Annotated in this window: 18 protein-coding genes and 1 tRNA gene; 3 read left to right on the forward strand and 16 right to left on the reverse strand. The window is 62.9% G+C overall.

What is annotated here, in order from left to right:
• Positions 1–131: 131 nt before the first annotated feature.
• Positions 132–659, reverse strand: coding sequence for a hypothetical protein (locus tag ACFC25_RS13530; protein ID WP_376045926.1), 528 nt, complete (start codon positions 657–659; stop codon positions 132–134).
• Between the two features lie 265 nt (positions 660–924).
• Between ACFC25_RS13530 and ACFC25_RS13535 the strand changes: the two genes are divergently transcribed.
• Complete coding sequence (locus ACFC25_RS13535; protein WP_376045929.1) at positions 925–1,410, forward strand: recombinase family protein; 486 nt, start codon at positions 925–927, stop codon at positions 1,408–1,410.
• A 272-nt stretch (positions 1,411–1,682) separates the two neighbouring features.
• Here ACFC25_RS13535 and ACFC25_RS13540 read toward each other — a convergent pair whose 3' ends face one another.
• Positions 1,683–2,447 carry an NYN domain-containing protein gene (locus ACFC25_RS13540; protein ID WP_376045931.1) on the reverse strand — a complete coding sequence of 255 codons (765 nt, stop codon included), beginning with the start codon at positions 2,445–2,447 and terminating at the stop codon, positions 1,683–1,685.
• 350 nt (positions 2,448–2,797) lie between these two features.
• Between ACFC25_RS13540 and ACFC25_RS13545 the strand changes: the two genes are divergently transcribed.
• Positions 2,798–4,147, forward strand: coding sequence for a competence protein CoiA (locus ACFC25_RS13545; RefSeq protein WP_376045934.1), 1,350 nt, complete (start codon positions 2,798–2,800; stop codon positions 4,145–4,147).
• Between the two features lie 197 nt (positions 4,148–4,344).
• On the opposite strand, the gene ACFC25_RS13550 is transcribed toward ACFC25_RS13545, so the two are convergent.
• The 6 genes from ACFC25_RS13550 to ACFC25_RS13575 form a co-directional block, all read right to left on the reverse strand.
• Complete coding sequence (locus ACFC25_RS13550; protein ID WP_376045937.1) at positions 4,345–4,491, reverse strand: hypothetical protein; 147 nt, start codon at positions 4,489–4,491, stop codon at positions 4,345–4,347.
• Between the two features lie 294 nt (positions 4,492–4,785).
• Positions 4,786–6,672, reverse strand: coding sequence for an ATP-dependent endonuclease (locus ACFC25_RS13555; RefSeq protein WP_376045940.1), 1,887 nt, complete (start codon positions 6,670–6,672; stop codon positions 4,786–4,788).
• Positions 6,673–7,487: 815 nt separating this feature from the next.
• A complete protein-coding gene (locus ACFC25_RS13560; RefSeq protein ID WP_376045943.1) occupies positions 7,488–8,201 on the reverse strand; it encodes an HNH endonuclease family protein in 714 nt (237 codons plus the stop codon).
• Positions 8,202–8,380: 179 nt separating this feature from the next.
• The gene (locus ACFC25_RS13565; protein ID WP_376045945.1) at positions 8,381–8,692 is read right to left on the reverse strand and encodes a hypothetical protein; all 312 of its coding nucleotides are present in this window, start codon (positions 8,690–8,692) and stop codon (positions 8,381–8,383) included.
• An 88-nt stretch (positions 8,693–8,780) separates the two neighbouring features.
• The gene (locus ACFC25_RS13570; RefSeq protein ID WP_376045947.1) at positions 8,781–9,911 is read right to left on the reverse strand and encodes a tyrosine-type recombinase/integrase; all 1,131 of its coding nucleotides are present in this window, start codon (positions 9,909–9,911) and stop codon (positions 8,781–8,783) included.
• Positions 9,912–9,998: 87 nt separating this feature from the next.
• Positions 9,999–10,080, reverse strand: a tRNA-Leu gene (locus ACFC25_RS13575).
• A gap of 204 nt (positions 10,081–10,284) precedes the next feature.
• On the opposite strand from ACFC25_RS13575, the gene ACFC25_RS13580 reads away from it, so the two are divergent.
• A complete protein-coding gene (locus ACFC25_RS13580; protein WP_066285573.1) occupies positions 10,285–10,890 on the forward strand; it encodes an ANTAR domain-containing response regulator in 606 nt (201 codons plus the stop codon).
• 135 nt (positions 10,891–11,025) lie between these two features.
• Here ACFC25_RS13580 and pyk read toward each other — a convergent pair whose 3' ends face one another.
• The 8 genes from pyk to ACFC25_RS13620 form a co-directional block, all read right to left on the reverse strand.
• Positions 11,026–12,516, reverse strand: a complete 1,491-nt coding sequence (gene pyk, locus ACFC25_RS13585; RefSeq protein ID WP_376045950.1) for a pyruvate kinase — start codon at positions 12,514–12,516, stop codon at positions 11,026–11,028.
• Positions 12,517–12,588: 72 nt separating this feature from the next.
• Entirely contained in the window at positions 12,589–14,046 is a 1,458-nt protein-coding gene (locus tag ACFC25_RS13590; RefSeq protein ID WP_337349201.1) for a glutamate synthase subunit beta, read from the reverse strand.
• The gene (gene gltB, locus ACFC25_RS13595) at positions 14,039–18,652 is read right to left on the reverse strand and encodes a glutamate synthase large subunit (RefSeq protein ID WP_337349202.1); all 4,614 of its coding nucleotides are present in this window, start codon (positions 18,650–18,652) and stop codon (positions 14,039–14,041) included. Before gltB ends, ACFC25_RS13590 begins: the two co-directional genes overlap by 8 nt.
• Before the next feature lie 264 nt (positions 18,653–18,916).
• Positions 18,917–20,059 (reverse strand): prolipoprotein diacylglyceryl transferase, encoded by a 1,143-nt coding sequence (gene lgt / locus ACFC25_RS13600; RefSeq protein WP_337349203.1) that lies wholly within the window; start codon positions 20,057–20,059, stop codon positions 18,917–18,919.
• A 5-nt stretch (positions 20,060–20,064) separates the two neighbouring features.
• Complete coding sequence (gene trpA, locus ACFC25_RS13605; protein WP_376045955.1) at positions 20,065–20,877, reverse strand: tryptophan synthase subunit alpha; 813 nt, start codon at positions 20,875–20,877, stop codon at positions 20,065–20,067.
• On the reverse strand, positions 20,874–22,196 hold the full coding sequence (gene trpB / locus ACFC25_RS13610; protein ID WP_376046131.1) for a tryptophan synthase subunit beta: 1,323 nt from the start codon (positions 22,194–22,196) through the stop codon (positions 20,874–20,876). Before trpB ends, trpA begins: the two co-directional genes overlap by 4 nt.
• Before the next feature lie 93 nt (positions 22,197–22,289).
• Positions 22,290–23,111 carry an indole-3-glycerol phosphate synthase TrpC gene (gene trpC / locus ACFC25_RS13615; protein WP_376045958.1) on the reverse strand — a complete coding sequence of 274 codons (822 nt, stop codon included), beginning with the start codon at positions 23,109–23,111 and terminating at the stop codon, positions 22,290–22,292.
• A complete protein-coding gene (locus ACFC25_RS13620; protein ID WP_337347849.1) occupies positions 23,111–23,398 on the reverse strand; it encodes an HGxxPAAW family protein in 288 nt (95 codons plus the stop codon). The genes trpC and ACFC25_RS13620 overlap by 1 nt, the downstream gene beginning before the upstream one ends.
• Positions 23,399–23,448 lie beyond the last annotated feature (50 nt).

Below are 23,448 nucleotides of genomic sequence, written 5' to 3' on the forward strand. Positions count from 1 at the left end.
ACCCGCATCAAAGAGCTCGTGCTGAAGTTGATTGATGACGAACAGGAAGGGGCTTATACCTGCTGCGTTGTCGGTGGGTCTGTCCGACCAAAAAGGGAAGCCAGCCGCGTGCGCTAATCGGAATCAGGGGCCTAGCGGAGGCTGTTCCAGCGCTCAGCCTGTTCTGCCGTGATACCGACGTACAGCTGGTCCCGCTTCTTCAGGTGACGGCCGGAGATAGCCATTAGCGGCCCCATGGGCTTCCCGGCCCAGCGCCCATGCTCCACCAGCGGCACCTCCGGATAGTGCTTCTCGAGGTGGACGCCGAGTTTGCGGCACGCGTCGCGCCATTCATTTACTGAGATGCCCAATCTTGCTGACATGTCCTCGGTCGAGAACACCTTACCCGGAGTCTGCGCGCACAGGTCCATAGCCCTTGCGAAACGCTGCGTGGTGAGGGTCGACTCCTTGGCCAAGCGTTCGAGCGCAGAGACCGGCCAAACCTTGTGTTTGCCAAAGGCGGCGCGCTTGATCGTGTCGACTACCAGTTCGTCCCTGCGCAGTTCCTCCAGTGAGGGGTGGGACACCTCACCTCGCTGATGCTGTCGGTGCTCGACTATTTGCTTCAGCTCCGCGTAGTCCTCTTCCGGCACCGGAAGCAAAACCCATTTAGTAGACATAATTCCTCCACCTCTTCGATTCTTTCTGATTGCTACGTTCTTACGGTAACCCATTGCACAGGAAGTGGACAATGGGTATTCGCTGGTTCCCGCTCCCTTGTGCATCTAGGAACTCTCACAATCACGATCCTTTCCGCGAGCCCCTTCCAGTCCCCCTGTCAGACCCCCCAAGTACTCTCAGAACTGTGGCAGAATCTATCCCTCACTTGGGGTTGTGTTTTGCGAGACGCACGTCGAGATCCAATGTGAGGGGCAGGCACGAATGGTGACCATAGGCTACGCGAGAGTCAGCACGGCGAGTCAGTCGCTGCAGGCGCAGGAAGCCCATCTGCGTGCCGCCGGCTGCGAGGTCATCTACGCGGACGTCATGACTGGGTCGGCCGCATCACGGCCCGAGTGGGACGCGTGTAGAAAGGCACTCCGGCCGGGCGATACCTTGGCCATCACCCGCCTGGACCGAATGGGGCGGAGCATCAAACACCTGCTTGAAGTAGCCGAGTCCCTGCAGGAAAAGGGCGTGACTCTGCGAGTACTTGAGCAGGCGATCGACACATCAACGCCCCAAGGCACGCTCACACTGCATTTGCTTAGTGCGCTGGCGCAGTTCGAGCTGAGCCAGGTATCGGAGCGGACCCGCAGTGCCCTAGCCGGGCGGGCCCGCGGACGGAAGGGCGGTCGGCCCAAGGCCCTATCCCCCAAGGCCACGCAGAGGGCTCAGGAACTGTACGATTCCAGACAGATGACGGTTTAAGAGGTGGCAAGGGCTGTGGGCGTCAGCGAGGCCACGATCTACCGGTCCATAACGACGGAGGCCGAGCGTCGAAAGGCAGAAACTCCGGCTCGGCATTAGTCTCTGGCCGGGACCGCCACCGGCCGGCGGTCGTCCTGAGCAAGTGAAATTGGCTCTCACCGAAGGAGACAAGGGCCGCCGGGATCTAGCCGGCCGACACGCATGCTGCTTCGACAAGCCCTACCTTGGGTGCGGGCGTTCTGCACCGGAAGGGATCTTCGTGCTGCGGCTCATTAACGCAGACGCACTTTCAGTCGAGAGCTGCCATTCGCCCTTGGTTCTTCCTGGATGTCCAGGTAATTTAACGACCTGACGAGCTGCCCAAGCCGTGGAAAGCCGTAGTTTCGTGAGTCGAAGGCCGGGTAGTTAGCGACCAGAAACCATCCGACGTTGGACAGCAGGGACCACCCGTCATCCTCGACTTTGCTGGTGACTGCCGCCCGAAGCATCGCGTGAAGATCGGGCAAGTCGCCAGCCTCGGAGGCTCCGGGACCTTGCGCGGACGACTCGTCACCGACTGGAAGCGGCTGGAAGGTTCCGGCCTCTATCGATTCCTCCTCGTCGAGGGCCGAGATCGGTTCGTCCTCGAGGAGCTCCAAAAACGTGAAGCGGTCACAAGCGTTACTGAAAGCCGATGGTGTCTTCTTCTCACCAATACCAATCACGCGCTTGCCAGCCTCGCGGAGCCTGATAGCTAGACGCGTGTAGTCGCTGTCTGACGCGACGAGGCAGAAAGTATCAACTGTCCCGGAGTACAACAAATCCATGGCGTCGATGATCAGCGCCGTGTCCGTCGCGCCCTTGCCCGGCACATAGGCGATCTGCAGTATGGGCTGCAGCGCAAGGTCAGTTAGCCGCTGCCGCCAGCCACCCAAGTTTGGGCTACCCCAGTCCCCGTACCCCCGCTTTACCCCAAGCACCCCGTGCGTTTGCGCTTCAGCGAGGATGGCATGCCCACGACGGTAGCTGACGTTGTCGCAGTCAACCAGAACCGCCACCCGCGGTAGGTGTGTGACTAATGGTCTGTCTGGCTGCTCCATTAGTTAGTTCTACAGCAGTTGGGCGCAAGTGTCCTCTGTTCGTCGTGGCGTATTCGTGAGGATTCGGGAAGGGGCAAAGGTCCGAGTCAAAAACCCCTAACGCCGAACACACTGTGCGTCCGCCCACGTTCACTGCTGCCGCCATATGCCATCGCGGTGGATCGGGACGGCAGCATGAGCACCGCCGGCCCAGCAGAAAGCGTTGGCGTTTCGGAGAGTCACCTATACTGTCTGTTGCCGTACAGGTGGGGGCGTGTGGTGAAATCACCTGCAGGGCCAGCTGCTGCTGGCGGGTGAAACGGGGGACCATGCTGCTGACCGCCATGCTCGACGGGAGCCGAGCCGACGCTTCAACGTACACCGCTGAGACCTGGGCGGAGCTTCAGAAATCCGAGGACCGCAAGCGTATGGTCATGCCGGTCTGCAATGTCCGTGCTATAGCCAAGACCCGAGGACCGGTCACCCGCTACTTCGCGCACTATAAAAAGGCCGGCTGCAGGGTCGACCACGGCGGGGAATCACCTCAGCACCTGGCCATGAAGGAAGCTTTGAAGCTTTGCATCGACCGGGTGCCAGGCTGGCACGCGATCGTCGAGCACCCTCACCCGTCCCGGGAGTGGATCATCGACGTCTTGGCAGAGTCCGATGACTTCACTAGGCGGGTCGCATTCGAAGTGCAGCTGTCATCCCAGACACCCGAGAAATACTTCGCGAGATCCCAGCTCTACTTCGACAGCGGAGCGTTCCCCATTTGGCTCATCCCCCGGCAACTGGAGTACCACGAGACAAAGGTCCCCGTTGTAGTTACGGGCTTTGGTAAAACGGCTGAGGTGCCGGATGACCCATCCGAGCTGCTCGCCCTGCCAGCCGTCCAAAACTTCGGCATGGCCGGCGACAGTGTAGGCGCCTTCGTCGAGGCCTTGCTCCAGAAGGGCCCGTCCTGGATCCACGGCAGCCCGCGTGCCCAGGCAGAGGCCCAAAGAGCGGCGGCAGAGGCGGTGGCCGCTGCAGCAGAGGCTGAGCGCAGGAAGCAGGAAGCGATCAAGCAGGCGATCGAGGCGATGAACGACCTCTCCGCCGCGCCTGACTCGGCCTTCGGTCAACACACTGTACGGACCCATTCAGACACATACGTCTGGGGCAGCATCACATGCTGCTGGGACTGTGAAGAACCAATGCTGGTCTGGGACGCGCGCACTTGGGCCTGGGGCGGCGGGATGCCCAGGCTGCAGGTCAAGTCCGAGGTCGACCAGAAGCGGTTCGAAAACCACCCCGAGGTTCACCGTGCGGTCGACGCCTGGATCAGCGCTGCCAGGCCTGACGTCCCGAAAGCAGTCATCGAAAAGCGCCGCACCAAGGCCAGCGGCAGGCTCTACAGCGCGTTCGTCTGCCCATCCTGCGACAGCACGATGGGGCAGTTCTTCATCTCGTGCATACGATCCGAGAAGTGGTCGGTCCTTGGTAGCCCGGCTGTAGCATCCCCGCCGGCGGCTCCGGTCGTCCCAAAGCCTGTGTCCCAGCCGCCAGCCCCGATTGTCCCAAAGCGTGTGGCCGCCGCGCCCGCTACTCGCACGCGGTGCCGCATTCACGGGACCCCGAAGGAGGAGTGCGACTGGTGTCAGAACCGATCTTCACCGCGGCTAGGGAAGCGCTATTGAGGGGTGGCCGCTGAGCCAGGCTTTCTGACGACTCCTTGTACAGTGGAGCGGGTCTCGGAAGCTTCCACGCTGGATAGCGTGAGGGCTGGCCCATCGAGAACTTATTGAGCACTACTGCCGGCCGGCACGGGTGCGCGAAAGAAGACCCGTCACGGGATTCAGGTCTGGTGGCGGGTCTTCGGTGTGCTGGCGGAAGGCTAGTCAGCCTGGGCGGCTTCCTCGACTGTAGGCAAGACCGGCGCCCACTCATCCATCTTGCCCGGGTTGAACCCTCCCCAAGCCCCGGCAACGGTGCCGTCACCGTTGCGGATGAGGTGTCCAGGCTCGGTCGTCGAGAGCGTCAAGGTGTTCCGTTCCTCTAAATTCGTATTGTCAGCGTCAGCTCCGGTTTTTGGACCCATGGTTCGACGCCAAGTCAGTCTATGCGGGCCTCGTGAAGACTCAATTCGGGGCGCGCCGCGATGCAACCTCCGGTGGCTTCCCGGCGCGCCCGGAGTGGTGGTGGCGGCACGGCTAATCCTGCGCTCACGTCACCGCCGACTACTACACGTGGCACAGCCGTGTGGCACCTTACGCGGTAACCAATGCTGGGGCAGCGCGCATACGGCCAAACCCCGGGCGTTAGCCGCAATATTTCGCTAGTCGCCTGTTTTCGGGTCCCATAGCTTGTCGCGCGCCCCAATCAAGGCCAGTTCCTGGACCTTTAACGCCAGATCCACGAACTCAGCGGGTATCTCATCCGCTGCCTCCGCCGCCCTATGGACGTCCTCACGACTGAACGATCCGCCTCGAGCCTTACGCAACCATGACTTGAAGTCATCCTTTGTAACGCCCGCGGCACGAGCCTTATCGAAGTCAGCCTCGAGCTGAGTCCACGTCGCTTCACCAGAAAGAAAGCAAGAAGGGGGCAAATAGCAGAGTATGTCACGCTTGGATAGGCCAATGGGGTGAATTCGGTGCAAGACCCGGGCATCAATGGCTCTCTCCCCCAGCGCGTGAAGCCAGACCAGCTCTCCTCCAGAGCCTTGACTCAGCAGCTCAGCCAGTGCTGCCCTTGCTTGCTTGTGCCTTCCCTCGAGATAAAGCCCCGTGGCGCTGTCCCAAATCTCCAGGGCCTTGGGGCCATTGACGTTATCGATGACGAAAACAACAGTGGCATCAGTGGCATCGAACAGGATCCGTGCATCGGCGATCGATCGGGCGTGGGCTGCCCCATTGATGGGCAAAATTCGACCACCTGCCCTACGAAGGTCTTCGCCAATCAGTCTGCTGAGCACGATCTCGTCGTGCACACCTTCCACCAATACAAAAACGCGAGTCAACTGGAGCAGGTCGCTGGGGGTAAGACCAAGGTTAGTAGCGGTCTCAGAAGTTAGAGACGTTGTCCCCAAATCAACGTTGCGAAGAACGGTCGGATAGCCGCGTAAGCGAGACACATGATGAAGGGCTGCGTCCACTCTCACGTCCAGGAATGCCGGCGCGTGCGAGGCTGCTAAAACCATCAGTGTCGTCGAATTGTTACGAAGGGCGTTGAGCATATGAGGAAGTTCTCGCTCTCGCATCCGATGAAGCCCCCGCTCCGGCTCATCAATAATGAGGATCTGCGGTCGACTTTCGTCAAGCCCGGACAGTGCCCACTGCAAGGATGCCAGGGCCCAGCGCAGTTCAGCGCTCGACAATCGGCCAATCGAGATGCCTCGGCCCTCCACCGTTGCTGTCCACTCCGGCACCTCCCCGACAAACCACTCACTAGGCGACTTCAGCTCCAGGGCCAAGGTAAAGAAGTGCGGCCCGGTCATCTCCAAAAACAGGTTCGCGTCTCTTTCAAGTTGCGCCACACCCGCCGTAAAGCTTGGGTTCATAACTGTTGTCGTAGCGTCCGCTATCTCGATCAACTCGCCGTGCTGCTCAGCAAGCTGGACCAGCTTGCGATTGGTGGTGTCAGTGACGCTGGCAATGGTTCCTCTGTCAGAAATGACGTGAACAGGCGCATCTAGCACCTCGCCAAGCGGCGCCACCGGTATTGAAAAGTGCTGTGGCCAGTGAGACAGGTAGTCTCTCTCCAGTTGGCCTTCATCTTCGACGGGGCGGTTCCAAAAGGTTTCCTCGAAATCGATCAGCGGAGAGCGCAAGCCTCTCATCTGATCTAGATGCTTGACGTCAGGATCCGCCAGCATGGCACTCATTGCATCTCGAAATTTTTCGTTGTACACACGCAGCGATGCCCATTGTTCCGCGCTCAACTGTGCACTCAAGTAGGTCTGCCATGCCGGGCTTGCAAGAGTGCCACTTGGAACCAGAGAAAGATCAATGCTCGTCTGCTGGGCCAGGAGGGGTACGTCCCATATCCAGTCAGAGTGCAAGTCGGACGATTGACCCAGAAAGTCATTCGTCAGCATGTGCCATGCTTCGCGGCGATCCCAATTTTCGGACAGTCGCCCGGGATCGAATTCCGACCCGCCGACAGAATCGAGAAGGGCACGTTCGAAAGGAGACATAGCAAGGCCGCGACCGCGCTCGTCCAATCGGGTGAGTCGGACGTGTAGGCATGACCGCCTGGAGGCAGCGCCACCAACTTCCGTGGGACCGATGCCTTGGAGGACAGCTTCTGCCTCACGAAGAATGGAGGTCTTGCCGCTGCCGTTCAGTCCATAGAGGACCGTTAGTTTGTCATGGAGGTCCAAGTGAACCGAGTCCAAGGGCTGCGGCCCGAAGAGACTTATTCCCACTACTTCGAATCCGTGGCCTTTGAGCGCCATAACTTCCTCCCTCTGTCGGAGTTGATTACATCATGGCGGTTATTCATGCTCGTCCATCCAACACGGCCGCGAACCTCGCTTGTGAACAGGCTGAGTGGCAGGCGTCGGCCGCAAAATTTGAAGCACTTCACGGGGCTGATGCGGCGGCCAACTTGCCAAGACCCAGTCGGCGACCGATAGCACCTACCGCAGACGAAGGAGCCAGCCCGTCTCAGTCCAGGGACCGCAGCACTAGGACTAAAAGCCCTCGCGACAAACATGCTCATCTCCTTCCTTACAAGCGACGCCACACATTGTTTGCCATCACATCTCCGAAACCGGTGACACGGTGTTTTCGGTCACGGTCCCCGGTGACCGATGGCGTTATTCCATGTGCTGTGCGGGTTCAGACTTCTGGCGCAGGATCGAAGAGGCCTTGTCCTTGGCGGGTACACCTCGACACCCAGATGTTTCGTTGACTGAACAAGCCGGCCACGTCCTCCACGTACACGCTTTTCTGTACGTGTCGCTTCAGCGCCATCAAATGTTTGTACCACTGCTATCGGCGCCCCGCCTAAAGGCTACGTCCCCGTCGATGGCACTTATTTGCAGCCTTCAAGAAGGCCGGCGATGGCGTCGTGCTCGGCTTGCGTAACCCAGAGCCGGTATTTGGTCTTGACGGCAGTTTGACGGGTGACGTACTCGCACCGGAACGCTTTATTCGGCGGGAGCCATGTAGCGGCATCTTTGTCGCCTTTAGCGCCGTTGGTGAGGCCGTCGGCAGCCATGAGGTTCAGAGGGTCGTTGGCGAGATCCTTGCGTTGATCGTCGCTGAGCTGCTGCGCACCCTTCTGCCAGGCGTCACTGAGGGCCACGATGTGGTCGATCTGGACATCGGAGCTGGTGTCCTGGCCGCGCGTGAAGGTAATTGTGGTGCCGGTGTACCTATCGGCCAAGGTTCCTGTCATGACCACGCAGATATTGGTGCCTTGCTTGAACGTTTCGTTCGTCCGGTCGCGGGCAAGGATGTCGTTGCGGGTATCGCAGCCGTTGCGGTCCGTATCGGCCCAAGCCGGTCCAAACTCATCCCGGGTGTAGCCGGTCTTCGGGGCGCGACCCTTCACCGGAACGCTCTCCAGCTGTACAAGGGCCTTGGCGGCGTCACCGGCAGGGGCCGGCGCGTCGGCGGCGACGTCTGGAGCAGCCTTGATGAGTTCGGAAGCGTTAGATGCGGCGTCACAACCTGCTAATGACCCAGCCAGCATCATCGCGGTCATCGCGGTCAGGGCTTTGGCGGGAGAACAGATGGTCTTCATGGTCCTTCTGGTTACAGGTCGTTGTTCAACGCTAGCTTTGACCACCACCTGCCGCAGGTAACCGGGTCCGTGGTGCCTGCCACACGTCCGCGCCATTAGTACTCTGAGGAGTCCGCTACGGGTGCACTGGTTGCCTCAACTGTTCGAACCATCGCCCTCACGGGAAACGTCACGCTTACTCAACGCGCCGTAGCCAGTCTGACTTTGGTCCGAGTCCCGATGAGCCTTTCCTTCGTCACAGGCCCTGTGCCGGAGAGCGAGGAACCAGTGCTGCCGGGGAGGATCTCACTCAACCTGGCGATTTCCAGGATGTGTTCCGAGGTGAAGATGATCTTGCCCTTTCCCCAGCAAGCGTGAGGGAAGCGTCCACTGGTTGCGCCATCACGCAACCAGGACTCTGTGCAGCGCATCAGCGCCGCGGCTTCTGCGGGCTCAAAGAATTCGATGTCCACGGCAACTCCCAAGGAATGGTGCAGGTTTCTCAGATTCATGCACTCCGGAGGATTTCCCGACATGACCGAAGGCCTGATGGAGCAATGCCTCGCCCTGTGCATCCACGCCGACGCACTGTAGACGTAGTCAGCGGAGAAAGGCCGTTATCGACCGCTCAGTCGCGTCAGCACCAGCCTGCAGGGCCTCGGGCATCAAGTGCCCGTACACCTGCTCTGTAGTCCTGGTAGAGGCGTGCCCGAGCCGGCGCGAAATGGTGAACAAGGGCACCCCGTCCTGGATCAGCCAGGACGCGTGGGTGTGGCGGAGGTCGTGGATGCGGGGGTTTTTGGTCAGGCCGATTGCCTGGGCGGTGCGAACGGCAGGCACCCAGTAGTGGTGCCAGTAGAGCTTGTGGATGATGCGCTCACCCTTGGGCGTCGTGAACACAAGTTCCTTCCCGGGCCTGCTCGCTACCAACGGGATCAGCAATTCCACAAGCGCAGGGTTCAACCCTATGGTTCGCTTGCCGGCACCTGTCTTCGTCGCCCCAATGTAGAACTGGTTCTGGCCGTCCCGTTTCCAGGCCTTGTTGATCCGTGCAGTTGGCGGTTTGGAGAGCAGGTCGACGTCGGCCACGGTAAGGGCGGTGGCCTCCCCGAAGCGGGTACCCGTCATGACCAGGAAGTTGGTGAAGGCCTTGTACCGCTCCCCCATTCCTTCCATGATGAGGCTGAACTCCGCATGGGTGAGGAACATGGCCTCATCCTCGGCCTTTTCAATACCGGGAAGCTGAACCCCGCGGCAAGGGTTCCTCGCAATGTATCCAAGCATCTCTGCAGTGTTCATAGCGGCCGAAATGAGGCCGTGCACGTTATGGATGGTCTTCGGCGCCTTGCCCTTCGCCATCATCGACTTCACCCAGTGGGCGATCAGACGGTAATCGAGCCTGTCCACGGGGACGTGGCCAATGACGTTCCGGACATGCAGGTCCAGCATGGTCTGGTAAGTCTTGGTGGTTCCGCTGGATGGGCGGATCAGCAGGTCGATGTGCTCCTGGATGACTTCGGCAACGGTCGGTGTACGCTTCTCGTTGGTGAGGATGGCGTGCTGCGCGATTTCGAAGGACTGGCCGTTGGCGTCCAGCAACCGCTTGAGCGTCTCCGCTTCAATAAGGGTGCCAACGGTGAGCCCCTGGTTGGACCGAGTTTTCGGATCCCGCCAGCGCACCATATAGGACTTGGAACCGTCCTTTTTAGTGCGTGTACTGATGCTTGCCACAGACAAAACGGTACGCTCGTGTACACACTTTTGGCGGTTTTGTACACACCCAACCGCTCAACAAGCCTTTGACCTGCGGAAACACCGTGCCCGAGGTGGGACTCGAACCCACACACCTTTCGATACCGCATTTTGAGTGCGGCGCGTCTGCCAATTCCGCCACTCGGGCGCGGAATACATGAAGCAACAGGGTACGCCCACAGCTGATTGTGAGCAACGCGATCACTTCACGTACGCGGAATTACTCTACATGCAGATAGGCTGAATTCCAGAATCGCGCCGCCGACGCCGCAAACGACCATGCAGATCAAAGTACGGCCGCGGGCGCACCTAAGATAGTGATGTTCCCGCCGTACCTTTCCAAGGAGATCCCGTGACTGAACAGACGGAGTCAAACCCCACGTCCCAGCCGGCGCGCCGCGTCATTGTGGCTGAAGATGAAACCCTCATCCGCCTCGACATAATCGAGATCCTGCGCGGTGAGGGCTATGAGGTTGTAGGCGAGGCGGACAACGGCGAGAAGGCCGTACAGCTCGCAGAGGAACTGAAGCCGGACCTCGTCCTGATGGACGTCAAGATGCCGGTGATGGACGGCATCTCGGCAGCCGAGAAGATCGTCAAGGCCCGCATCGCCCCTGTTGTGCTGCTGACCGCGTTCAGCCAGAAGGAACTCGTGGAGCGGGCCCGCGACGCCGGCGCCATGGCTTACGTGGTCAAGCCGTTCACCCCGGCGGACCTCATCCCGGCACTGGAGATCGCACTCTCCCGTCACGAGGAGATCAAGGCCCTCGAAAGTGAGGTCTCTGACCTCCAGGAGCAGTTCGCCACCCGCAAGCTCGTAGAGCGCGCCAAGAGCCTGCTGACCACCAAAATGGGCCTCACTGAACCGGAAGCCTTCCGCTGGATCCAGAAGACCTCCATGGACCGCCGTCTCAGCATGCGCGAGGTTGCCGAGACCATCATCAACCAGGTCAACTAGCACCTAGCCAAGAAAAGGACCCCTGCCAACCGGCAGGGGTCCTTTCGTTGGCCGCACCGCCAAAGAGGGCCAACGAAAAAAGGGAGGATCCCCGCCGGCCGGCGAGGATCCTCCCCTTTTGTTCTACCTAGAAGCCTAGGACTTCTTCTTCTTTTCCGGCCACGGGCCGAGCTTTTCCTTGTTCCCGGCTGCCTCGCCCGGACCAGTGGTGTCGGCGAGGTCGCCCACCTTGTGGACCTTCAGCGAGTTGGTGGAGCCAGCCTTTCCGGGAGGGGAACCGGCAGCGATGACCACGAGGTCGCCGTCGTCCACCAATTCCATTTCCAGCAGGCTGCGGTCAACCTGGGCGGTCATCTCGTCAGTGTGGCCCACCATGGGTACCAGCACCGGCTGGATGCCCCAGGTCAGCGCCAGCTGGTTCCACACGTGCTCCACCGGGGTGAACGCGAAGACCGGCTTGATGGGACGCAGGCGGGACAGCCGGCGTGCGGAATCGCCGGACTGGGTGAAAGTACAGATGTACTTCGCTTCCAGCTGGTCGGCGATTTCGACGGCGGCACGGGTGATGGCGCCGCCACGGGTCTTGGGCTTGGTGCCCAGCGGGGGGACGCGCTCAAGGCCGTGGACCTCGGTGGATTCGATGATCCGGGCCATAACCTTGACGGTTTCGATCGGGTACTTGCCCACGCTGGTCTCGCCGGAAAGCATAACGGCGTCTGCACCGTCGAGCACGGCGTTGGCGCAGTCAGAGGCCTCTGCACGGGTGGGGCGCGGGTTGTCGATCATGGATTCGAGAACCTGCGTCGCCACGATGACCGGCTTGGCCCAGCGGCGTGCCAGCTCAATAGCGCGCTTCTGAACGATCGGCACTTCCTCCAGCGGAAGCTCCACGCCGAGGTCGCCTCGGGCCACCATGATCGCGTCGAACGCGTCGATGATCTCGTGGAGCTGGTCCACGGCCTGCGGCTTCTCGATCTTGGCGATGACCGGCACACGGCGGCCCTCTTCGTCCATGATCTCGTGCACGCGGACAATGTCGGACGCGTCGCGGACGAACGAGAGGGCAACCAGGTCGACGCCGCGGCGCATGGCCCAGCGGAGGTCGTCCTCGTCCTTCTCACTCAACGCCGGAACGTTGACGGCGACGCCGGGCAGGTTGATGCCCTTGTTGTTGGACACCATACCGCCCACGGTCACGGTGGCGACGACCTTGACGTCGTCGACCTCAATGGCGCGCAGCGCTACCTTGCCGTCGTCGATCAGCAGGGCATCGCCCACGTTGACGTCTTCGGTGAGGCTCTTCAGCGTGGTGGAGCAGATGTCCTTCGTGCCAGGAACATCTTCAGTGGTGATAGTGAAGGTGTCACCCTCGGCGAGGGCGTGGGGACCGTCCACAAAGCGGCCGAGGCGGATCTTCGGACCCTGCAGGTCGGCCATGATAGCCACCGGCTTGCTCAGGTCGGCCGCTGCCTTGCGGACGTTCTCATAGGTGTTGTCATGCACGGAGTAATCGCCGTGGCTCATGTTCATCCGGGCTACGTCAACGCCGGCTTCGAGTACCGCAAGGGTGTTCTCGTAGCTTGCGATGGCCGGGCCGAAGGTGGCCACAATTTTTGCGCGTCTCATATACCTACCCTAGTAGTTTGCTGCATGGATTAAGTTGTTGCGGAGGTGAACCCGTGGCGAACGGAACGGGTGTCAGAGAACCGCGATGGCACGGTCCGTCGGAGCCACCGGAGCGGGCAGGATGGTGCTGCCCATAAGGAACTTGTCCACGGCGGCCGCACAGGCCCGGCCCTCGGCGATGGCCCACACAATGAGTGACTGCCCACGGCCGGCGTCTCCGGCCACGAAGATGCCCTCGGTGTTGGTCATGTAGTAACCGTCGCGGGACACGTTGCCGCGACCGTCGAATTCAGCGTTGACCTGCTCGCTGATTCCTGCCGGCTCGGCGCCGGTGAAGCCCAGGGACAGGAACACCAGGTCGGCCGGGATGATCCGTTCGGTGCCGGCCTTGGGCAGCCGCTTCCCGTCAACGAATTCAGTTTCGGCGACCTTGACGCCGGTGAGCTTGCCGTTTTCGCCCACAAACTCCACGGTGGAGGCGAGGTAGGTGCGTTCGCCGCCTTCCTCATGGGCGCTGGCCATTTCGAACAATGTGGGGAAGGTCGGCCAGGGCTGGTGTCCGGCACGTTCCGACGGCGGCTGCTTGCCGATAGCGAGGGTGGTCACCGACGCTGCGCCATGCCGGTGCGCCGTGCCCAGGCAGTCAGCACCGGTATCGCCGCCGCCCAGGATCACCACGTGCTTGCCCTTGGCGTGGATCTGGTTCTCGATGGTCTCCCCCGCCACCACGCGGTTGGCCGGCACGAGGTAGTCCATGGCGTAGTGCACGCCGTCGAGGTCGCGGCCCGGGATGGGCAGGTTCCGCGGCACGGTGGCACCGGTGGCAATGACGACGGCGTCGTAACGGCGGCGAAGCTGCTCCCACGTGACGTCGGAGCCCACGGCGACGCCGGTGCGGAAGCGGGTGCCTTCTGCCTTCATCTGCTCGATGCGGCGGTCAACCTGCTCCTTCTCCATCTTGAAGTCAGGAATGCCATACCGGAGGAGCCCGCCAATCTTGTCGTCGCGCTCATACACCGCGACAGTGTGTCCCACCCGGGTCAGCTGCTGTGCCACAGCAAGGCCGGCTGGGCCGGAGCCGACGACGGCAACGGTCTTTCCCGTCAGGCGCGTCGGGGGCAGCGGGTTGACCCAGCCGTTTTCGAACGCTTCGTCGATGATGGACACTTCAACCTGCTTGATGGTCACCGCAGGCTGGTTGATCCCCAGCACGCAGGACGCCTCACAGGGTGCCGGGCAGAGCCGGCCGGTCCACTCGGGGAAATTATTCGTGGCGTGGAGGCGCTCAATCGCTTCTTCGCCCTTATCCCGCCACGTGAGGTCGTTCCACTCGGGAATCAGGTTGCCCAGCGGGCAGCCCTGGTGGCAGAACGGAACGCCGCAGTCCATGCAACGGCCGGCCTGTGCCTTCAGGACACCCTTTTCCTGGGCCTCATAAACTTCCTTCCAGTCCATGATGCGGACCGGAACCGGGCGTCGCGGCTGGGTTTCACGCTGGCGTACTTTCAGAAATCCGCGTGGATCAGCCACCGGTCACCTCCAGGATTCGAGACCATACTTCTTCGCCATCGGGGTCAAGGCCCTCTTCGATGGCGTCGAGACGGGTTTGCAGGACTGCCGCGTAGTCGCGCGGCAAGACTTTGGTAATGCGGGCAGCGGTGTCGTCGAAGTTCTCGAGCAGCCTCTGGGCGTGCAGCGACTCCGTCTCCTCGACGTGCTTGACCAGCAGGCCGTGGACGATGTCGCGGTCCTCGGCGTCGAGCTCCATGAGCTGGAGTTCGCCGGACTGCAGGGCATCCTTGTTCACGCGGGTGGTCTGCAGGTCCAGCACGTAGGCCGTGCCACCGGACATGCCGGCGCCGAAATTGCGGCCCGTGCGGCCGATGATCAGCGTCTGGCCGCCGGTCATGTACTCGCAGCCGTGGTCGCCGATACCTTCAACGACGGCGGTGGCGCCGGAGTTGCGGACCAGGAAGCGTTCGCCCACCTGGCCGCGCAGGAACAGCTCACCGCTGGTGGCGCCGTAGCCGATCACGTTGCCGGCAATGACGTTGCTTTCGGCCTTGAACACGTTGGTGCGGTCCGGGCGGACGATGATCCGTCCACCGGACAGGCCCTTGCCCACGTAGTCGTTCGAATCGCCGAACAGGCGCAACGTGATGCCGGCGGGCAGGAAGGCGCCCAGCGACTGTCCCGCGGTTCCGGTCAGCGTGATGTCGATCGTGTCAGTGGCCAGCAGGTCGGTGCTGAACGTCTTGGTCACAACGTGGCCCAGCATGGTGCCCACCGAGCGGTCGGTATTGATGACGTCCACGGCGATCTTCACCGGGCTGCGGTCGGTCAACGCCTCGGTGGCCATCGTGATCAGTCGCTGGTCGAAGTGCTTGTCCAGCTCGTGGTTCTGCGAGGTCAGGTTGCGCAGGGGTGCGTCGTCGTCGAACTCGAGTCCGTGCAGGATCGGGTCCAGGTCCAGGCCGTCGGCCTTCCAGTGGTTGATCGCCTCACGGGCGTCCAGCACCTCGGCGTGGCCGATCGCCTCCTCGATGCTCCGGAAACCAAGCTCCGCGAGGATTTCACGGACTTCCTCGGCCAGGAACTCGAAGAAGTTGACCACAAACTCGGGCTTGCCGGTGAACCGGGCACGGAGCTCGGGGTTCTGCGTCGCAACACCCACAGGGCAGGTGTCCAGGTGGCAGACGCGCATCATGATGCAGCCTTCCACCACCAGCGGTGCCGTGGCGAAACCGAACTCCTCGCCACCAAGCAGGGCGGCGATAACAACGTCGCGGCCGGTCTTGAGCTGGCCGTCCACCTGCACCACGACGCGGTCACGCAGGCCATTGAGCATCAGGGTCTGCTGGGTCTCTGCGAGACCCAGCTCCCACGGCACACCCGCATGCTTCAGCGAGTTCAGCGGGGAGGCACCCGTGCCGCCGTCATGGCCTGAGACGAGTACGACGTCGGCCTTGGCTTTGGTGACACCGGCAGCTACCGTGCCGATCCCCACTTCGGAGACGAGCTTGACGTGCACACGGGCCGAGGGGTTGGCGCGCTTCGCATCGTAGATGAGCTGCGCGAGGTCCTCAATGGAGTAGATGTCGTGGTGCGGAGGCGGGGAAATGAGTCCGACGCCGGGAGTCGAGTGGCGCGTCCGGGCAACCCAGGGGTACACCTTCTGCGCCATCAGCTGGCCGCCTTCGCCGGGCTTGGCACCCTGCGCCATCTTGATCTGGATGTCGTCGGCGTTGCTCAGGTAAAGGCTGGTGACCCCGAACCGGCCTGATGCGATCTGCTTGACGGCAGAGCGGCGCTTCGGGTCCAGCAGACGGTCAACGTCCTCGCCGCCTTCACCGGTGTTGGACTTGCCGCCCAGCTGGTTCATGGCAATCGCAAGGGTCTCGTGGGCTTCCTTGGAGATGGACCCGTAGCTCATGGCGCCAGTGGAGAACCGCTTGACGATGCTGGAGACCGGCTCGACCTCTTCCAACGGCACGGCGGGACGGTCGTTCTTGAACTTGAGGAGCCCACGAAGAGTCATCAGGTTCTCGGACTGGTCATCCACGCCCTTGGTGTAGGCCTTGAAGATGTCGTACCGGCGCTCACGCGTGGCGTGCTGCAGGCGGAAGACCGTCTCCGGGTTGAACAGGTGCGGCTCGCCATCGCGGCGCCACTGGTATTCGCCGCCGCCCAGGAGTGGGCGGTGCGGCAGCTCGATGCCGCCTTCGGGGTAGGCCATCTGGTGCCGCGCGGAAACCTCTGCGGCGATGACGTCCAGGCCCACGCCGCCCAGCTGGGAGTGCGTGCCGGCAAAGAATTCGTCCACCAGTTCCTGTCCGAGGCCCAGGGCTTCGAACGTTTGGGCGCCGGTGTAGGAGGCCACGGTGGAGATGCCCATCTTGGACATGATCTTCAGGACGCCCTTGCCGAGGCCCTTGATCAGGTTGTAGACGCCGTCCTGCGGCGTGACCCCAACAACATCCCCGGAGGTGATCAGCTGTTCCACGGATTCCATGGCAAGGTACGGGTTCACGGCGGACGCGCCGTAACCAATCAGGACAGCCACGTGGTGTGTCTCGCGGACGTCGCCGGCCTCGACCACCAGGGCGGTCTTGGTGCGGTTGGCACTGCGCAGCAGGTGGTGGTGCACGGCACTGACCAGCAGCAACGAAGGAATCGGAGCCCACTGCGCGTTCGAGTCGCGGTCGGACAGCACAACGTACTGCACGCCGCGGTTGATCGCACCGGACACCTGCTCGCAGATCTCGGTGAGCCGGGCACGCAGGGCGTTCTCGCCCCCCTCGGGGCGGTAAAGGCCACGGACCTTCATGGCCACGCGGTCGCCGTCGGGCGTTTCGATGTTGGCGATCTTGGCGAGCTGGTCGTTGTTGATCACCGGGAACGGCAAGGAAACCTGCGGCTGGCGGACCTGCTTGGTGTCCAGCAGGTTGCCGTTCGGGCCGATGGCACACGTCAGCGACGTGACCAGCTCTTCACGGATGGCATCCAGTGGCGGGTTGGTCACCTGCGCGAAGGACTGCACAAAGTAGTCGAACAGCAGGCGGGGGCGCTTGGACAGCACAGCCACTGGCGTATCGGAGCCCATGGCGCCCAGGGGCTCGGCACCAGTACGGGCCATCGGGCCGAGCAGGATCTTGAGCTCTTCAGTGGTGTAGCCGAAGGTCCGCTGGCGGATGTTCACCGACGCGGCCGTGTGGACCACATGCTCGCGCTCGGGGAGGTCGTTGAGGTCGATCAGGTTGTCCTTGACCCACTCGGCCCAGGGGTTGGCCGCAGCCACCTCTGCCTTGACCTCTTCGTCGTCGATGATCCGGCCGGCGTCGGTGTCCACCAGGAACATCTTGCCCGGCGAAACACGGCCCTTCTTGACCACCTTGGAGGCTTCGACGTCGATCACGCCGACCTCCGAGGCGAAGACAATCAGGCCATCTTCGGTGATCCAGTAGCGTCCCGGGCGCAGGCCGTTGCGGTCCAGGGTGGCGCCTACCAGGTTACCGTCGGTGAAGGACACGGCGGCCGGGCCGTCCCACGGTTCCATGAGCAGGGAGTGGTACTCGTAGAACGCACGCCGTGCCGGATCCATCGTGGCGTGGTTTTCCCAGGCCTCGGGGATCATCATCATGATCGAGTGCGTGATGGGGCGGCCGGAGAGCCACAGCAGTTCGGCTACTTCGTCGAAGGACGCGGAGTCGGATGCACCGGGAGTGCAGATCGGGTACAGCTCTTCGGGCGAATCCCCCAACAGCGGGTTGGCGAGCTGGGACTGGCGGGCGCGCATCCAGTTCCGGTTGCCCTTGACGGTGTTGATTTCACCGTTGTGGGCGATGGTACGGAACGGCTGGGCAAGCGGCCAGGACGGGAACGTGTTGGTGGAGAAGCGTGAGTGGACGATCGCCAGCTTGGTCTTGAACCGCTTGTCCGAGAGGTCAGGGTAGAACGGCTCCAACTGGGCGGTGGTGAGCATGCCCTTGTAGACGATGGTCCGGGAAGACAGCGACGGGAAGTACACGCCGTACTTGTTCTGGGCGCGCTTGCGGATCCGCCAGGCGCGGGAATCCAGCTCGTTGCGGTCCAACTCCTCGCCAGTAGCCGAGGCCAGGAAGGGCTGCGAGAAGTAGGGCATGCAGGCACGCGCCATGGCACCGACGAGGTCAGCGACGATGGGGACCTCACGCCATCCCAGCACAGTCAGGCCTTCGTCGGCGGCGAGGCCCTCGATGCCTGCCTTGGCGGCATCGGCTTCGCGCTGCTCAGCAGGCAGGAAGGCGGTACCGGCCACGTACTGGCCGGGCGCGGGAAGTTCGAATTCAGTGACGGCACGGAAGAACTCGTCGGGGATCTGCATCAGCAGGCCCGCGCCGTCACCGGTGCCCTCGTCGGCGCCCACTGCACCGCGGTGCTCGAGGTTGCGCAGGGCGGTCAGGGCGGCGTCGACGATATCGTAGCCGGGCTCGCCGCGCAGGGTGGCGATGATCGCAAGACCGCAGGCGTCCTTCTCCTGCTCCGGGTTGTACAGGCCACGGGCCTCCGGCAGGGCCGCAAAGCGCTTGAACGGCGACATGGCAGCCTCAGGCTGGTCCGGTTCGGACCAGCTGGGAGTGTGAAGAGTTTGGCTCATGGGAGACGTCCTTCCTCCTGATCGTGCGTATGGAAGGGACACCGTTGGCCCCACTCGTCGGCGCCGGAAGTGATGGGCACAACAAAGTGTTAGTTACTGGAAATTGTAGGTCAGCACGACCTGCTGAACTAACAGTTACGCAGGCCCCCGACCCGGGCTTGACCGGCCAGCAGCTCTATGCTGGTCCGGGCTGTCCCGATGCCACGACGCTGTGGTTTGTTGGGCGCTGCGAGCGGTGGCTCTGCGACCCTGCTTGCCGGCTTGCTACTTGGTACTGCCAGCTTCCGGCGCGGTTCCTGTGGCTTTGCTGCCGGAGGTCCCGGCTGCCGGCGAATCCGTAACGGAATGCCTGCCTGCCGAAGTCTCCTGCTCCACTTCCGTTGGGGTGGAAGGGCGCACAGAACCGCTTTGGTTATCAGGGAGATTATCACGCGCTTCACTATCTGAGACAACAGGGTCCGTATCACGGACCGGTTCGTTGCCATCTTCCGGGCCCTCGGCAGCGGGACCCCGGCCATCCAGGTAGACGCTGTCCGGCACGGGTTTGCCCTTCATTCCCAAGAGGACGAAGACCACCAGCGCCACCACGAAGACCAGGATGCTGGTCCAGACATTCAGGCGCGCGGTGATGCCGAAGAGGTTGATCCGCTCAGCGTCATCAATCCGCATGGCTTCAATCCAGACCCGGCCCAGGGTGTAGTACATGGCGTAGGCCCAGAAGAGCCGGCCGCGGCGGAAGTGGAACTTTCGGTCCAGGGCCAGGAGGATCAGCACGCCCGCGATGTTCCACAGCGACTCGTACAGGAACGTCGGGTGGAACAGGGTCTCGGCAGCCATCCCGGCTGGGAAGTTGGCGTTATCCGCATCGACCTGCAGGCCCCACGGCAGCGTGGTAGGCCCACCGAACAGTTCCTGGTTGAAGTAGTTTCCCCAGCGGCCGACGGCCTGCGCCAGCAGCAGCCCTGGAGCTGCTGCGTCCAGGAACGCCGTGAGCTTCACACCCGACCGGCGGCAGCCGATCCAGGCGCCCACCACGCCCAGGACAACTGCGCCCCAGATTCCCAACCCGCCGCGCTGGATCTGCGGGATCAGCCAGAGGTCTCCTGTGCCGTCGAACCCGGGACCAAAGTAGGCATCCGGGGAGGACACCACGTGGTAGAGCCGTCCGCCGATGATGCCAAACGGGATGGCCCAGATGACGATGTCCCAGACGCTGCCCTCCGGCGCTCCCCGCCGCGCCCAGCGGACGGACGTGAGCCACAGGCCCACGATGATGCCCGCCAGGATGCACAAGGCGTAGGCGTGGATGCGCAGCGAACCCCACGGCAGCGGGATGTCGAAGCCGGACCAGTCCGGACTCGGGATGCTGGCCGGCACCATGGCCGCGGCGTGGAGGAGGGTCTGCATCGGGGCTACTTCCTGGTCAATCCGGTACTGAGGTCTTTGGTCAGCTTCGCAACGGCGTCAACGCCGCCGTCCCTGATGGCGGACACGAGGGCCGTGCCCACGATCACGCCGTCGGCATAGGCGGCGATCTCGGCCACCTGCTCCGCGTTCGAGACTCCCAGGCCAACGCAGACGCGCTCGGCGCCGGCTTCCTTCGCCGCAGCCACAACGCCCTTGGCAGCCGAACTGACCGAGGACCGGGCACCCGTAACGCCCATGATCGAGACGGCGTACACAAAACCTCGGCTCGCCTCCACCGTGCGCTTCATGCGTTCGGTGGAGGACGAAGGCGCTACCAGGAACACCCGGTCCAGGCCGTACTTGTCGGATGCTTCCATCCATTCGGCGGCCTCGTCCGGGATGAGGTCCGGTGTGATCAGGCCGGCTCCCCCGGCTTCGGCGAGGCGGCGTGAGAACTCGTCCACGCCCATCCGGACTACCGGGTTCCAGTAGGTCATGACCAGCACGGCGGCGTCGGTCTGGCTGGTGATGCCGGCCACGACGTCGAAGACCTGGCGGACGGCGAATCCGTTGGCCAGGGCTTCCGTGGTGGCAGCCTGGATGACAGGACCGTCCATGACCGGGTCCGAGTACGGGATGCCGATCTCGATGAGGTCGGCACCGTTCCGGGCCAGGGCGATGCCGGCGGCGATGGTGTCCTCAACGGTGGGGTACCCGGCAGGAAGGTAGCCGATCAGGGCCGCCCGTCCTTCTGCGCGGGCCTTGTCGATGGCGACTGCCGATTTGCTGGTGCTGGTGATGTCCTGAGCGCCGGTCACAGCTGCTCCCCTTCCTTGCCGATAGCGGCCTCTGCGGAGTCCTTGTCCAGCAGGTCGAACCACTCTGCTGCGGTGGCCACATCCTTGTCACCGCGGCCGGAAAGGTTCACGATCACGATCTTGTCTGCTGCCCCGGCGGCGCCGACCTCAGCGGCGAGCCGCTGGCCCACCTTGATGGCGCCGGCGAGGGCGTGCGAGGACTCGATCGCGGGGATGATGCCTTCGGTGCGGCAGAGAAGGCGGAAGGCCTCCATGGCTTCGCTGTCCGTGATGGGCTCGTAGCTGACGCGTCCGATGTCGGCGAGGTAGGAGTGCTCCGGGCCAACACCCGGGTAGTCCAGGCCTGCGGAAATGGAGTGGGACTCGATGGTCTGGCCGTCGTCGTCCTGCATGAGGTAGGAGCGGGCGCCGTGGAGCACTCCGGGCTTGCCCAGGGTGATGGTCGCCGCGTGCCGTCCGGTTTCGACGCCGTCGCCGCCTGCCTCAAAGCCGTAGATCTTCACGGAGGGGTCGTCGAGGAAGCCGTGGAAGATGCCGATCGCGTTGGAGCCGCCGCCGATGCAGGCGCAGACGGCGTCGGGAAGGCGGCCGGCCTGCTCAATGATCTGGGCCCGGGCTTCCTCGCCGATTACCTCATGGAAGTAGCGGACCATGGCCGGGAACGGGTGCGCTCCGGCGGCCGTACCCAGCAGGTAGTGGGTATTGCCGACGTTGGCAACCCAGTCGCGGAGTGCCTCGTTGATGGCGTCCTTGAGGGTCTGCGAACCGTTGGTTACGGGGATCACGGTGGCGCCGAGGAGTTCCATCCGGGCCACGTTCAGTGCCTGCCGGCGGCAGTCTTCCGCGCCCATGTAGACAACGCATTCCAGCCCAAGCAGTGCCGCGGCAGTGGCGCTGGCCACGCCGTGCTGGCCTGCGCCGGTCTCGGCGATGACGCGGGTCTTGCCCATGCGCTTTGCCAGGAGGGCCTGGCCAAGGACGTTGTTGATCTTGTGCGAGCCGGTGTGGTTCAGGTCCTCGCGCTTGAGGAAGATCCGCACTCCCCCGGCGTGCTCGGCAAAGCGCTTGGCCTCGGTCAGGAGGGACGGCCGGCCGGAGTAATTCTTGTTCAGCTCGGCGATCTGGGCGATGAAATCCGGATCAGCCTTGGCTTTTTCGAACGTGTCCTCAAGCTCGTCCAGGGCCGCGATCAGTGACTCGGGCATCCACCGGCCTCCGTAGGAGCCGAAGTAGGGTCCCGGGGCGTGCTTGAGGGAGCCGCCCTGCAGGAATGCATCCACCGAGCCTTCGTCAGAGCCGGCTGTCGGCGCTTCGGCCATCAGTCTCACCATCCTGTTCACTTTTCACTAAATAGTTGTCATGCGGCATCCCATGGCCGCCTGGGCAACCGGGCTGGGATGGGGCCGCCGCTGCTAGGCGCGTGCGGCGATGGCTGCGGCGCCTGCCGCGGTAAATTCGGCGATCCGCTCACGCGGGGTTGAGTCGCTCACCAAGGCTTCGCCCACCAGGATGGCGTTGGCGCCACTGGCGGCGTAGTGGGTGACGTCATCGACGCCACGTACACCGGATTCGGCGATGACCAGGGCCTCGGCCGGAATCATGCCGACGAGGGAGGCGAACAGCGAACGGTCGACGTCGAGCGTTTTGAGGTTGCGAACGTTCACGCCGATGATGCGCGCCTGCGCCGCTACCGCGCGTTCGATTTCCTCTTCCGTGTGCGTCTCAACCAGCACGTTCATCCCGAGTTCCCGGCTGAGCGCGCTGTATTCCTGGAGCTGGCTGTCCGAAAGTGCCGCGACGATGAGCAGGATCAGGTCCGCGCCGTGGGCACGGGCTTCCCAGATCTGGTACTCGTCGAGGGTGAAGTCCTTGCGCAGCAGTGGAACCTCCACCCGGGCGCGGACGGCGTCCAGATCCGCGAGGGAGCCGTTGAAGCGGCGCTGTTCGGTGAGGACGCTGATGACGGCGGCACCGCCGTCGGCGTACTGCGCAGCGAGCGAGGCCGGATCCACAATCGCGGCCAGGTCGCCTTTGGAGGGGCTGCGGCGCTTGATTTCGGCGATGACCTTCAGCTGGTCCCGACGGGCCGACGGTCCATCGAGGGCCGCCCAGGCGTCACGCGCGGGGGCAGCGGCAGAGGCCAGGTCCTTCAGTTCCGCGAGGGAAACAAGGCGCTTCCTGGCCTCCATATCCTCCCTGACACCGGCGTTGATGTCATCGAGAACAGTCGCCATCAGTGGCCGGAGTTCTTCAGCTTGCTGCCTTCGACGCCGTAGCCTGCCTTGCGCATAACGTAACCCAGGATCAGGCCGAGGACCATGACGGCTGCGCCGGCGATGAAGATCGGGGTGTTTGCGATAACGAAGGCGATGGAGCAGACCAGCGCGCCGACCAGCATCACGATCACGCAGGTCCAGGCTGCCGGGCTGTTGCCGTGGCCGAGTTCCTGGCTGTGGTCAACGCCGTGGTGGACAGCGGATTCCGTGGCGGACTTGGACGCGGACGCGGGTGCTTTGCTCATGTGAATCTCCTCAGGATCAATACTGCTTACATTCTGCCATTTTTTGGCCG

The organism is Pseudarthrobacter sp. NPDC055928 (genome assembly GCF_042270935.1).
Lineage (GTDB): Bacteria > Actinomycetota > Actinomycetes > Actinomycetales > Micrococcaceae > Arthrobacter.